The organism is Marinobacterium zhoushanense, assembly GCF_014641945.1.
Taxonomy (GTDB): Bacteria; Pseudomonadota; Gammaproteobacteria; order Pseudomonadales; family Balneatricaceae; genus Marinobacterium_D; species Marinobacterium_D zhoushanense.
In genome coordinates this window covers 34,356-47,150 of the sequence record NZ_BMIJ01000002.1, presented here as the reverse complement: position 1 = coordinate 47,150, position 12,795 = coordinate 34,356, and the positions used below count along the sequence as shown (strand labels likewise).

The window sequence follows — 12,795 nt, the reverse complement described above, 5'->3', positions numbered from 1 at the left end:
TGCGGTATTGCTGCCAATTGGTGCAGCTTTTTCCGCGATGGCGAATGAGCAGTGATATTAATGCGAGCAGAAGTGTATTACCTGTAAGAATATAATATTCATAAAATCAGTGGTTTCAGTCCCTTAGGTGGTGGTGAGAAAAAATTTTCGTCGGATGGCGAAAGTTGGCAAAGAGCTTGCTTTATCTTTGTGAAAATTATTTTCCCAATGAGAAAGTAGGTGGAGAACATGGCTCTCGATCCCCAAAACACCCGGCGTTACCGAATCAGCATCTCCTGCCCCGATACCGTCGGTATCGTCGCAGCGGTTACCCAGTTCATCGCAGAGTACAAAGGTTGGATCAGTGAAGCGCACCAGTTCGCCGATCCTGAGGCGTGTACATTCTTTATGCGTTACGAAGTGGTGGCGGATTCCCTGCCGTTCGAGCTGGACACGCTGAAGGAGAAGTTTGCGCCCCTGGCTGAGCAGTTCAACATGTCCTGGACCATCACCGACTCGGCCCAGCGTAAACGTGTGGTGCTGATGGTGTCGAAGGAAGCGCACTGTCTGTCGGATCTGCTTTACCGCTGGCGTGCGGGCGAACTGAATATCGATATTCCCTGCGTCATCTCCAACCATGACGATCTGCGCTCCTATGTCGAGTGGCATGGCATTCCCTACGTGCATGTGCCGGTGGACATGAGCAACAAGGAGCCGCACTTCCAGGCGGTTCGTGAGCAGATCGCTGCTTCCGATGCGGATCTGATCGTTCTGGCCAAGTACATGCAGATCATTCCGGAAGAGCTGTGCGAGATCTATCCGAACAAGATCATCAACATCCACCACAGCTTCCTGCCCTCGTTTATCGGTGCGCGCCCCTACCATCAGGCGGCTGAACGCGGCGTGAAACAGATCGGCGCCACCTGCCACTACGTCACCTCTGAGCTGGATGCGGGCCCGATCATCGAGCAGGACGTTCAGCGCGTCACTCACCACAACACCACCAAGGATATGGTGCGGCTCGGCAAGGATGTGGAGAAAGCGGTGTTGGCAAGAGGGGTGCGCTACCACATCGAGGATCGGGTCCTCGTATATGGCAACAAAACAGTCGTGTTCGGTTGATAACCGGGAGTTAACAGATGCCCTGGCGCTTATTGAAATACGGGTTGAAGAGCGAGCATAACGAACCGCGCTTCTTCCCTGACAGCAAACCGCTGAAGTCGCACTACGATGTGGTCATCATCGGTGGCGGCGGTCACGGTATGGCCTGTGCCTACTACCTGGCGAAGGAGCACGGTATCACCGATGTGGCCGTGCTTGAGCAGGGGTATATCGGCGGCGGCAACACCGGCCGCAATACCACCATCGTGCGCTCGAACTATCTGACGCCTGAGGGTGTGAAGTTCTACGACACCAGCGTCAAGCTGTTCGAGGATCTGGCGGACGATTTCGACCTCAACATCTTCTACTCAACCCGTGGTCATTTCACCCTGGCCCACACCGACAGCGCCCTGCGCACCATGCGCTGGCGCGCCGAGGTGAACAAGCATCAGGGGATCGAGAGTGAGGTGGTCGGTCGCGAAGAGATCGCCAAAGAGGTCCCCTATATGGATCTGGACTGCGCCGGCCATGCGCCGGTGATGGGAGCGCTGTACCACGCGCCCGGATCTGTTGCCCGTCACGACGCGGTAGCCTGGGGCTATGCCCGTGGAGCGCACAACCGCGGTGTCGAGATTCACCAGAAAACCCGCGTCACCGCCATCCGTACCCAGGGTGACAAGGTGGTCGGCGTGGATACCGACCGTGGCGCGATCAGCTGCAACAAGGTGATCTCCATGGTGGCGGGCTCTACGCCGCGCATTACCAGCATGCTGGGGTTGCGCACGCCGATCGAGATCTTCCCGCTGCAGGCGTGCGTGTCCGAGCCGGTGAAGCCGTTCATGGACACTATCGTGGTCTCCGGCAGCCTGCACGTCTATGTCAGCCAGTCCTCCCGTGGCGAACTGGTGATGGGGGCCTCGGTAGACCCGTCGGTACTGCACTCGACCCGCTCCAGCTTCGACTTCGTCGAGGGGCTGGCGGACCAGATGCTGGACCTGTTCCCGTTTATGAGCCGGATGAAAGTGATGCGTCAGTGGGCCGGCATGTCCGATATCACCCCGGACTTCGCGCCGATCATGGGCAAGACCCCGATAGATGGCTTCTACCTGGATGCGGGCTGGGGCACCTGGGGCTTCAAGGCGACGCCGGTCAGCGGCAAGACCATGGCCTGGACCGTCGCCAACGACAAAAACCATGAACTGATCGAGCCCTTCCGCCTGTCCCGTTTCGCCGACTTCGACCTGGTCGGTGAAAAGGGCGCGGCATCGGTCGGGCATTAAGGAGGCGGCGCATGAAACTGTTGGATTGTCCCGTGATCGGCAAACGACCGATCAGCGAATTCGATTACCTGGGCGAGGTGCGTATTCCGCCGGTCAACGGCGATGACGCGACCTGGGCCGACTATGTGTTCAACCGCAGTGGCGAGCCCGGTGTGCTGCGCGAGCGCTGGTATCACCGTCCCACGGGGCGCTGGTTCATCGTCGATCGCAACACACTGACCGATGAGGTGATCCGTTTCGTCGATGCTAATGAGGTGCGTTATGAAGTACCGGCTTGAGCCCCAATCCCTGGAGTGGATCAATCGCTCTGAAACCCTGAATTTCTCTCTCGAAGGGCAAACGTTCAGTGGATTCAAGGGCGACAGCATCAGCTCAGCGCTGCTGGCGGGCGGGCAGAAACTGCTTGGTCGCAGCTTCAAATACCATCGCCCGCGCAGTGTGCTGTCGATGGCCAACCACGATGTCAATGCGCTGTTCCAGAGCGGTGAGGCGACCAATATTCGTGGCGATGTCACACCGGTCGATGATGGTTTGGCGCTGCGCGCCTGTAACGTCAACGGCACGCTGAGCAACGATCGGGACAGCTATATTGGCCTGCTGTCCCGCTTCCTGCCGGTGGGCTTCTACTACAAGGCTTTCCATAAGCCGAAAAAGTTTTTCCCGTTCTGGGAGCGGCTGATCCGTGAAAAGGCGGGTCTGGGCGAGATCTCCACGGACTGGAGTGCCACTCGTCAGCCGAAGAAGTACGGCTTTTGCGATCTGCTGGTAATCGGCGGCGGTGCCAGCGGTATGCAGGCGGCACTGAGTGCTGCCGATGCGGGTGCCGATGTAGTGTTGGTGGATGAGAACCCGCACATTGGTGGCAGCCTGGACTACCAGCTGGTCAACGAACCGTCTGCTGCTGCGGTACGTAGCCAGCTCAAGCAGCGGGTCGTCGAACATACCAACATCCGTGTGCTGAGCGGGCACTACGCCTGCGGCTGGTACACCGATCACTATGTGCCGCTGGTGGGACCAAAAGGGATCACCAAGATGCGTGCTGCAGGCGTGATCATGGCCACCGGCGTCATGGAACAACCCTCGGTTTTCCGCAACAACGACCTGCCCGGCGTCATGCTGGCTTCCGCTGCCCAACGCCTGATCGCTCGCTATGCGGTCAAGCCAGGACAGCGTGCGGTGGTACTCTGCGCCAACGATGAAGGCTACCGTGCCGCACTGGACCTGATCGAGGCGGGTGTCGACGTTGCCGCCGTCGTCGATCTGGAGTGGCTCGACAAGCGCGGTGACTGGGCGGCCCAACTGCAAGAGAAGGGCGTACCGGTTATCGAGCAGAGTGCGATCTATGAAGCCAAGGGCAAGACCAGCCTTAAGGCGGTGGTCGTAGCGCCCTTCGATGGCCGTAGCTGTGACAGCGGCCAGACCCGCACCATCCCCTGCGATCTTCTATTGATGAGTGTGGGCTGGGCGCCGGCAGCGCAGATGCTGTATCAGGCCGGCAGCAAGATGGCCTACGACAAGAAAGCCCAGCAGATTCTGCCGCAGCAGCTGCCCAAGGGTATTCATGCCTGCGGTCGCCTCAATGGTGCGTTTACGCTGGAACAGCGGTTGGCCGACGGCGAGCGAGCTGCGAAAGAGGCGGTGGCTGAACTGCGTGGAGAAACAGTGGAGTCGGATATAGGCCGTTTCCGCGATGATCGCGCCCACAGTCATGACTGGCCGATCATCAGCCATCCCAAGGGCAAGAACTTTGTCGACTACGACGAAGACCTGCAGCTGAAGGACCTGTTTAACGCAGCGAAAGAGGGCTTCGACAATATCGAATTGATGAAGCGCTTCTCCACCAACGGTATGGGCCCGAGCCAGGGCAAACACGCCAATATGAACGGCATTCGCGTGTTGGCCGAGATCAACCACAAGAGCATCGACGAGACCGGCTCGACCACCGCGCGGCCGATGTTTCACCCGGTACCGGTCAGCGCCCTGGCGGGACGCCGTTTCCGTCCCGAGCGTCTGACCCCGATGCACTCCTGGCATGAGGCCAACGGCGCCAAGATGATGGAAGCGGGTCGCTGGCTGCGCCCCGAGTACTATCTACCTCGAACCGACGTGGGCACTCTACCTAACGCCGCCTCTGGTGCTGTTTCAGCGTCTGAACGTCAGCGGGTAATTCTGCAGGAGGTGCAGGCTGTACGCAGCAGTCTTGGCATCATCGATGTGTCCACCCTGGGCAAGATCGAGGTGATGGGGCCTGATGCGGGCAAACTGCTGGACGTGGTGTACACGATGAAGATGTCCACCATCAAGCAGGGCATGACCCGCTACGCGCTGATGGTCGACGATAGCGGTGTCATTGTCGATGACGGCATCGTCGGCCGGATCACCGAGGACCGTTTCTACGTCACCGCCACCACCAGCCATGCCGATGCCGCCTTTCGTACCCTGTCGATGAAAACGCAGGAGCTGGGCCTTGATGTACGCCTGGTAAACCGTACCGGTTCGCTGGCCGCACTTAACCTTGCGGGGCCGGTGTCGCGCAAGCTGCTGTCACAGCTGACCAACGTGAATCTGAGCGAGGATGCCTTTCCCTATCTGGGACTGCGTGAAGGCACCCTGTGCGGTTACCCGGTACGCCTGATCCGGGTCGGCTTCGTCGGCGAGCTGGGTTACGAAATCCATATGCCGGCGGATGCCGCACTGGAGATCTGGAAGACCCTGATCGAAGCGGGCAAGCCGTACGGCATCCGTCCCTTCGGTGTCGAGGCGCAGCGTGTACTTCGGCTTGAAAAGGGCCACATCATCGTCGGGCAGGACACCGACGGCCTGACCAATCCGTTCGAGGCCAACATGGGCTGGGCGGTGCCGCTGGCCAGCAAGCCCTGGTTCACGGGCAAACCCTCCCTGGCCCTGCTCAAGGAGCGTTGCCAGCGCAAACTGATCGGCTTCCGTCTGCCGCAGGGATTCACCGGGGAGAGCAACGGTGAACTGCCCAAGGAGTGCCATCTGCTGATCGAAAACGGCGAGATTGCCGGACGCATTACCAGCATCGCCTACAGCCCCACGTTGGGCCGGGTGATTGGCCTGGCGATGGTGGATCTGCCGCTGGCCGATCAGGCCAAGCCGCTCAAGGCGCGGGTGGATAGCGGGGCGCTGATCACGCTGGAGCCCTGTGCAACACCTTTCTACGACGCCGATGGCACGCGTCAAACCGCAGATCTGACCGAGGTGGCATGAGATGACTGGCCTGATGAGTAACCTGAACCTGACCTGTCGCGATCGGTTGCGCGGCTACCTGCTCACCGGCCCCGGCAGCCAGGCGGCGATTACCGCCGCCGGTCTGCCGCTGCCTGAGGCGGTGCTGAGTGCCGTCGAGTCGGATGGGGCGCTCGTCGCCCGTACCGGCAGCGATGAATACATGGCCTACATCGCCGATCCGCAGCTGCTTCCGACCTATGACTGGTGTTTCCCACGCGCCGATCGTGTGTTCGCCCTCAAGGGCAAGCGCTGGATCGAGTTGATGGCACAGGTCTGCCAATACGATTTCCGCCAGATGCAGCCGGGTGACTGGCTGATGGCGTCAGTGGTGGGTGTGAACTGCTGGCTCTATCTGGAAGCCAACGGCGCCCTGCTGATCGGTTTCGACAGCGGTTATGACCACTACATGAGCGACACATTCAGCACCCTGCTCAGCGAACTGGGTGACATCGAATCAAATGAAGGAGATGCACAATGAAGCCCGCAGATATCGAACGCGTCATCAGTGACAACGACATCAAATATATCCTGGCCCAGTTCGTCGATATTCACGGCGTGGCCAAAACCAAATCGGTCCCGGCCAACTGCCTGATGGACGTGGTGGAGAAGGGGGCAGGCTTTGCCGGTTTCGCGGTTTGGGGACTGGGGATGGAGCCGCACGGACCGGATTTCATGGCCCGTGGCGATCTGAACACCTTCAGTGCCGTACCCTGGCAGCCGGGCTATGCGCGCATCGCCTGTGATGGGTACGTCGATGGCGCCCCGCATCCCTACTGCTCCCGTGTGGTGCTGAAGACACAGCTGGCCACGCTGGCCGAGCGGGGCTGGACGCTGAACACCGGTCTCGAACCTGAATTCTCCCTGTTCAACCGGGCCGACGATGGCTCGCTGACGCCGGTGGACGAGAGCGATGTGCTGGCCAAGCCCTGCTACGACTACAAGGGGCTGTCTCGCTCCCGTGAGTTCCTGGAGCAGCTGGTGGAAGCGCTACAGGCGGTGGATTTCGATGTCTACCAGATCGATCACGAGGACGCCAACGGTCAGTTCGAGATCAACTACACCTACAGTGATGCGCTGACCTCCGCCGACCGTTTCACCTTCGTGCGTATGGCCGCCGGCGAGATCGCCAACAAGCTGGGGATGGTCTGCTCGTTCATGCCCAAGCCGGCATCGGATCGTACCGGTAACGGGATGCATTTCCACCTGTCGATCACCGACGAGAACGGCAAAAACCTGTTCCACGATCCCAGCGATAAACACGGCATGGGCCTGTCCAAGATGGCCTACCACTTTACCGCCGGCATTCTGGCGCACGCCAAGGCGATATGTGCCTTTGCCGCGCCGACCGTTAACTCCTACAAGCGCCTGGTTGTCGGCGGTAACAGCTCCGGCGCGACCTGGGCGCCGGCCTACGTTTGCTACGGAGACAACAACCGTTCCGCCATGGTGCGGGTGCCTTACGGTCGCCTCGAGTTCCGCCTGCCGGACTCCGGCTGCAACCCCTACCTGGTACACGCGGCACTGATCGCCGCCGGTATGGATGGTATTGAGCGCGAGCTGGACCCGGGCGACCCGATGAATATCAACCTCTACAGCCTGACTCTCGATCAGATCAAGGCCAAGGGTGTGGAGATCCTGCCACAGAACCTGAACGAATCCCTTGATGCGCTGGAGGCGGACACCCTGTTCACCGAGAAGATGGGCAAGGAGATCGTCTCCGAGTTCCTCAAGGTGAAACGTGCCGAGTGGATCGAGTACAGCCGCCATGTCTCCGACTGGGAGCTGAAGCATTACGCCGAGTTCTTCTAATCACCAGCGTTCTGTTTACGGCCATAGCTCAACATTTTTTGATAGCCGACCCGCGTAACGGGCCGGCGAGAGGTAAAGCATATGTGTGGAATTGTTGGACTCTATCTGAAGAACCCGGCGCTCGAGAGCAAACTGGGCGAGTTGTTCGAGCCGATGCTGATCGCCATGACCGACCGTGGTCCTGACAGTGCCGGTTTCGCGATCTACGGCGACGAAGTGGGCGAGGGCTGGGTCAAGCTGACACTGCGCCACCCGGACAACGCGTATAACTGGGAAGCGCTGGCGGACGATATCCGTCGCAACATGGGCGTCGAGCTGAACTGGATGCAGAATGCCAACGTCACCGTGTTCAAGGTGGCGTCGGATGAAGCCTCGGTACGTGCTTACCTGACAGAGATGGCGCCCGAAGTGCTGATCCTCAGCGTCGGCCAGTCGATCGAGATCCTGAAAGAGGTGGGGCTGCCGGAACAGATCGCCAGCAAGTTCAACCTTGCGGGCATGAAGGGCAGCCACATCATCGGACATACCCGTATGGCCACCGAGTCTGCCGTCACCATGGAGGGGTCGCATCCCTTCTCCACCGGCCAGGACCTGTGCCTGGTGCACAACGGCTCGCTGTCCAACCACAACCGTCTGCGCGAGAACCTGAAGCGCGAAGGTATCAAGTTCGAAACCGAGAACGACTCCGAAGTGGCCGCCGGTTACCTGACCTGGCGTCTGCGCGAGGGCGACAGCCTGAAGGAGGCGCTGGAACATGCGCTGGAAGATCTGGACGGGTTCTTCACATTCACCATTGGTACCCGCAACGGTTTTGCGGTCATGCGCGACCCGATCGCCTGCAAACCGGCAGTGCTCGCCGAGACCGATGATTACGTGGCGATGGCCTCAGAATACCAGGCACTGACCACCCTGCCGGGTATCGAGAACGCCAAGGTGTGGGAGCCGGAACCGGCCACCTTCTACGTTTGGGAACGCAGCTAAGTTCTGTTTAGGTTAGGAGTAACGAGTATGAAAACGATCAATCTTGCCGAATCCAGCATTCGTGAACTGAACCAGGCGCTGCATGAACAGGCGGGGGAGTGTACCGAGCGTGAATGGCAGGTGCTCAGTCCGAAGGGGCAGCACAACATCGCCGTCGGTCTGGATCAGAGCATGGCGGTGGATATCCTCGGCCACGCCGGCTACTTCTGCGCCGGCATGAACAAGAAAGCCACCGTTACCATCCACGGCAACGCGGGGCAGGGGGTGGCGGAGAACATGATGTCCGGGACCGTGCGCGTCAAGGGTGATGCCTCCCAGGCTGCCGGTGCCACTGCGCAGGGTGGTCTGCTGGTGATCGAGGGTAATGCCGGTGCCCGCTGCGGCATCTCCATGAAGGGGGTGGATATCGTGGTTAAGGGCAGCGTCGGTCACATGAGCTGCTTCATGGGCCAGTCCGGTTCCCTCGTGGTGTGCGGCGATGCCGGTGACGCGTTGGGCGATTCGCTGTACGAGGTGCATATCTACGTCAAGGGTAGCGTGAAGTCGCTCGGTGCCGACTGCATCGAGAAGGAGATGCGTCAGGAGCATATCGACGAGCTGACCGCGCTGCTGAATCGCGCCGGTGTCGATGAGGATCCGACCAGCTTCAAGCGCTACGGCTCAGCCCGTCAGCTGTATACGTTCAAAGTCGATAACGCAGGCGCTTACTAAGCAGCCGGCCGACCCTATTGATAGAGGATTTAAACATGAGCAACGATATCAATGTAAAAGACGGTCTGCGCGAATCGGCTACTTTCGACCGTAACACCATGCACGAGATTCGTCGTGCCGCCGAGACCGGCATCTATGACATCCGTGGCTTCGGTGCCAAGCGCAAGCTGCCGCACTTCGATGACCTGCTGTTCCTCGGTGCCAGCATGTCCCGCTACCCGCTGGAGGGGTACCGTGAGAAGTGCAACACCTCGGTGACCCTCGGCACCCGTTTCGCCAAGAAACCGATCGTGCTGGATATCCCGGTCACCATCGCCGGTATGAGCTTCGGCGCGTTGTCTGCCAACGCCAAGGAAGCGCTGGGCCGAGGTGCCTCCATCGCCGGTACCTCCACCACCACCGGTGACGGCGGGATGACGCCGGAAGAGCGAGGTCAGTCCAAGAAGCTGGTCTACCAGTACCTGCCGTCCCGTTACGGTATGAACCCGGACGACCTGCGCAAGGCCGACGCCATAGAGGTGGTGCTGGGGCAGGGTGCCAAGCCGGGCGGTGGCGGTATGCTGCTGGGCCAGAAGATCACCGACCGTGTTGCGCAGATGCGTAACCTGCCGAAGGGGATCGACCAGCGCTCCGCCTGCCGTCACCCGGACTGGACCGGTCCTGATGATCTGGCAATCAAGATTCAGGAGCTGCGCGAGATAACCGATTGGCAGGTGCCGATCTACATCAAGGTGGGTGCGACCCGTACCTACTACGACGTGAAACTGGCAGTGAAAGCCGGTGCCGACGTGATCGTGGTCGACGGTATGCAGGGCGGTACCGCCGCCACTCAGGATGTGTTTATCGAGCACGTGGGGATCCCGACACTGGCGGCGATTCCGCAGGCGGTTCAGGCGCTGCAGGAGATGGGCATGCACCGCAAGGTGCAGCTGATCGTCTCAGGTGGTATCCGCAACGGTGCCGACGTGGCCAAGTGCATGGCGTTGGGCGCCGATGCGGTGGCGATCGGTACCGCGGCGCTGATCGCGTTGGGCTGTAACCACCCGATGTACGATGAGGAGTTTAAAAAGATCGGATCCGCCGCCGGTTTCTACGACGACTACCAGGAGGGCAAGGACCCGGCCGGTATCTCCACTCAGGATCCAGAGCTGATGAAGCGCCTTGACCCGGTGGAGGGCGGTCGCAAGCTGGCCAACTACCTGCGCGTACTGACCCTGGAGGCGCAGACTCTGGCCCGCGCCTGCGGTAAGAACGACCTGCGCAACCTGGAACCGGAGGATCTGGTGGCACTGACCGTGGAGTCCGCGGCGATGGCACGGGTGCCGCTGGCTGGTACCAGCTGGATTCCGGGCCAGAAGTTCTGATACGGATAGTCCGTTAGAGGGCGCGCGGTGCGGCGCAGCCCTCTCGCTACATCACAGTAGAGAGAATTATCAGGAGATAACCGTGAGTACAGCCCAGCTGATCGACGGCAAGGCGGTGGCGGCCGAGCTGCGTAAAGAGATAGCCGAAAAGGTAAAACAGCGTTTGGAGCGGGGGCTTCCGGCGCCCGGATTGGCGGTGGTGCTGGTCGGTGAGGACCCGGCATCACAGGTTTATGTGGGTAGCAAGGTGAAGGCGTGTGAAGAGGTGGGCTACCTCTCGCGCAGCTACCGCATGGGTATGGAAACCACACAGTCCGATCTACTGACACTGATCGACAGCCTGAACGCGGATACGGAGATCCACGGCATTCTGGTGCAGCTACCGTTGCCCAAGCAGATCGATGTGCAGGCGGTGATCGAAAGGATCGATCCGAGCAAGGATGTGGATGGTTTCCATCCCTACAATCTGGGCCGACTTGCCGGCAAGGCACCGACGCTGCGCCCCTGCACGCCCTACGGCTGCATGCGCCTGCTCGACGCCTACGGTATTGATCCGATGGGCAAGAAGGCGGTGGTGATCGGTGCGTCCAACATCGTTGGGCGTCCGGTGGCGCTGGAGCTGTTGATGGAGCGGGCCACCGTCACCATCTGCCACTCCAAAACCCAGGATCTGCCCGCCGAACTGGCACAGGCCGATATCGTTATCGCCGCGGTGGGGATTCCACACTTCGTCAAGAGCGAATGGCTCAAGCCTGGTGCGGTGGTGATCGATGTGGGCATCAATCGTCTCGACACCGGCAAGCTGGTGGGGGACGTGGAGTTTGATGCGGCCAGGGAGAAAGTGGCTGCCATTACGCCGGTGCCTGGCGGTGTCGGGCCAATGACCATCGCCTGTCTGCTGCAGAACACGCTGGAGGCGTGTGAGGCGGTGGAAGCGGCTGTTGGCGTTGGGTGCAGCCAGATGTAACTACCCCGTGATGAGAACACTTGGAGATGCAGTTTATGGAAACAATGGTGCTGGAGTTGGGGTATGCCTTGGATACCTTCTATTTCCTCATGTGCACGGCGCTGGTGATGTGGATGGCGGCGGGGTTCGCCATGCTCGAATCGGGACTGGTGCGGGCTAAAAATACGGTCGAGATTCTCAATAAAAATGCGCTGCTCTACGGCATCGCCTGTATTGTCTATCTCGTTGTCGGTTACAACATCATGTATCCCGCGAATCCGGTTAACTCCGTGATACCGGGTATCGACTTCCTGCTCGGTGCCGACAACAGCACCGCTGATGTCACCGCAGGCGGTGACGATGCGCCCTATTACTCAGCCATGGCCGACTTTATCTTCCAGGCGGTGTTTGCGGCCGCGACCATGTCGATTGTATCAGGTGCAGTGGCAGAGCGGATGAAGCTCTGGCCCTTCCTGGTATTCGCTGTGGTGATGGTCGCGGTGATCTACCCGGTTGAAGGCTATTGGAAATGGGGGGGCGGCTTCCTCTATCAGCTCGGTTTCCAGGACTTCGCTGGCTCCGTGGTAGTACACATGGCCGGTGCGGCAGCTGCGTTGGCGGCGGTGATCCTGGTCGGGCCACGCAAGGGGCGTTACGGCGGCAACGGTGAGGTGCGAGCGATCCCCGGTGCCAACCTGCCGCTGGCGACACTGGGTATGTTCATCCTGTGGATGGGCTGGTTCGGCTTCAACGGCGGGTCCGAACTGAAGATCGCCAACGTCGAAGAGGCCAACGCAGTGTCGAAGATTTTCGTCAACACCAACGCCGCAGCCGCTGCTGGAATGGTAGTGGCGGCACTGGTCGCGCGTTACCTGTTCGGTAAGACTGACCTGACCATGACCATCAACGGTGCGTTGGCCGGACTGGTGGCGATCACCGCCGAACCGCTGCAGCCCTCGCCGGGTGTTGCCAGTCTGATCGGCGCGGTAGGTGGCGTTGTGGTCGTGTTCTCCGTACTGCTGATGGACAAGCTCAAGCTGGATGATCCGGTCGGTGCGGTTTCCGTGCACGGTGCCGCCGGCATCTGGGGCATCTTCGCAGTATTGATCTCCAATCCGGACGCGACCTTTACGGGACAGCTGATTGGCACCGTGGCCACCTTCGCCTGGATGTTCATCGCCAGCTATATCGTGCTGCTGGTTATCAGGGCGGTCATGGGGCTGCGTGTCAGCGCCGAAGAGGAAGCCGAAGGGATGGATCTACACGAATGTGGCATGCACGCCTATCCGGAGTTCGGTCCTGAGCACGTTAACCGCTAAGCAGAAACCTCTGGTTAGCCCTCCATCAAAGGCCCTTCGGGGCCTTTTTATCG

The 12,795-nt window shown here is 60.2% G+C and carries 11 protein-coding genes; all 11 read left to right on the top strand.

Annotation, left to right across the window (positions count from 1 at the left end):
* Positions 1–228 precede the first annotated feature (228 nt).
* Positions 229–1,101 carry a formyltetrahydrofolate deformylase gene (purU, locus tag IEX40_RS04455; RefSeq protein WP_188745914.1) on the top strand — a complete coding sequence of 291 codons (873 nt, stop codon included), beginning with the start codon at positions 229–231 and terminating at the stop codon, positions 1,099–1,101.
* A 17-nt stretch (positions 1,102–1,118) separates the two neighbouring features.
* The gene (locus tag IEX40_RS04450) at positions 1,119–2,360 is read left to right on the top strand and encodes an FAD-dependent oxidoreductase (RefSeq protein ID WP_188745913.1); all 1,242 of its coding nucleotides are present in this window, start codon (positions 1,119–1,121) and stop codon (positions 2,358–2,360) included.
* 11 nt (positions 2,361–2,371) lie between these two features.
* Positions 2,372–2,638: a sarcosine oxidase subunit delta gene (locus tag IEX40_RS04445; protein WP_188745912.1), complete on the top strand. Its 267-nt coding sequence runs from the start codon at positions 2,372–2,374 to the stop codon at positions 2,636–2,638.
* The gene (locus IEX40_RS04440) at positions 2,622–5,591 is read left to right on the top strand and encodes a 2Fe-2S iron-sulfur cluster-binding protein (RefSeq protein WP_188745911.1); all 2,970 of its coding nucleotides are present in this window, start codon (positions 2,622–2,624) and stop codon (positions 5,589–5,591) included. Before IEX40_RS04445 ends, IEX40_RS04440 begins: the two co-directional genes overlap by 17 nt.
* A 1-nt stretch (position 5,592) precedes the next feature.
* Positions 5,593–6,090, top strand: a complete 498-nt coding sequence (locus IEX40_RS04435) for a hypothetical protein (RefSeq protein WP_229680581.1) — start codon at positions 5,593–5,595, stop codon at positions 6,088–6,090.
* Positions 6,087–7,421, top strand: a complete 1,335-nt coding sequence (glnT, locus tag IEX40_RS04430) for a type III glutamate--ammonia ligase (protein WP_188745910.1) — start codon at positions 6,087–6,089, stop codon at positions 7,419–7,421. The genes IEX40_RS04435 and glnT overlap by 4 nt, the downstream gene beginning before the upstream one ends.
* Before the next feature lie 81 nt (positions 7,422–7,502).
* Positions 7,503–8,402, top strand: a complete 900-nt coding sequence (locus IEX40_RS04425) for a class II glutamine amidotransferase (RefSeq protein WP_188745909.1) — start codon at positions 7,503–7,505, stop codon at positions 8,400–8,402.
* 27 nt (positions 8,403–8,429) lie between these two features.
* Entirely contained in the window at positions 8,430–9,113 is a 684-nt protein-coding gene (locus IEX40_RS04420; protein WP_188745908.1) for a GltB/FmdC/FwdC-like GXGXG domain-containing protein, read from the top strand.
* Positions 9,114–9,148: 35 nt separating this feature from the next.
* Positions 9,149–10,477 carry an FMN-binding glutamate synthase family protein gene (locus tag IEX40_RS04415; RefSeq protein WP_188745907.1) on the top strand — a complete coding sequence of 443 codons (1,329 nt, stop codon included), beginning with the start codon at positions 9,149–9,151 and terminating at the stop codon, positions 10,475–10,477.
* 82 nt (positions 10,478–10,559) lie between these two features.
* Positions 10,560–11,444 carry a bifunctional methylenetetrahydrofolate dehydrogenase/methenyltetrahydrofolate cyclohydrolase FolD gene (folD, locus tag IEX40_RS04410; RefSeq protein WP_188745906.1) on the top strand — a complete coding sequence of 295 codons (885 nt, stop codon included), beginning with the start codon at positions 10,560–10,562 and terminating at the stop codon, positions 11,442–11,444.
* Between the two features lie 35 nt (positions 11,445–11,479).
* A complete protein-coding gene (amtB, locus tag IEX40_RS04405) occupies positions 11,480–12,742 on the top strand; it encodes an ammonium transporter AmtB (RefSeq protein WP_188745905.1) in 1,263 nt (420 codons plus the stop codon).
* Positions 12,743–12,795 lie beyond the last annotated feature (53 nt).

Bases quoted from the DNA above. Each gene is read 5' to 3' on its own strand.
- purU (WP_188745914.1), top strand. From the start codon at position 229: ATGGCTCTCGATCCCCAAAACACCCGGCGTTACCGAATCAGCATCTCC.
- IEX40_RS04420 (WP_188745908.1), top strand. From the start codon at position 8,430: ATGAAAACGATCAATCTTGCCGAATCCAGCATTCGTGAACTGAACCAG.
- amtB (WP_188745905.1), top strand. From the start codon at position 11,480: ATGGAAACAATGGTGCTGGAGTTGGGGTATGCCTTGGATACCTTCTAT.
- IEX40_RS04450 (WP_188745913.1), top strand. From the start codon at position 1,119: ATGCCCTGGCGCTTATTGAAATACGGGTTGAAGAGCGAGCATAACGAA.
- IEX40_RS04435 (WP_229680581.1), top strand. From the start codon at position 5,593: ATGACTGGCCTGATGAGTAACCTGAACCTGACCTGTCGCGATCGGTTG.
- IEX40_RS04415 (WP_188745907.1), top strand. From the start codon at position 9,149: ATGAGCAACGATATCAATGTAAAAGACGGTCTGCGCGAATCGGCTACT.
- glnT (WP_188745910.1), top strand. From the start codon at position 6,087: ATGAAGCCCGCAGATATCGAACGCGTCATCAGTGACAACGACATCAAA.
- IEX40_RS04440 (WP_188745911.1), top strand. From the start codon at position 2,622: ATGAAGTACCGGCTTGAGCCCCAATCCCTGGAGTGGATCAATCGCTCT.
- IEX40_RS04445 (WP_188745912.1), top strand. From the start codon at position 2,372: ATGAAACTGTTGGATTGTCCCGTGATCGGCAAACGACCGATCAGCGAA.
- IEX40_RS04425 (WP_188745909.1), top strand. From the start codon at position 7,503: ATGTGTGGAATTGTTGGACTCTATCTGAAGAACCCGGCGCTCGAGAGC.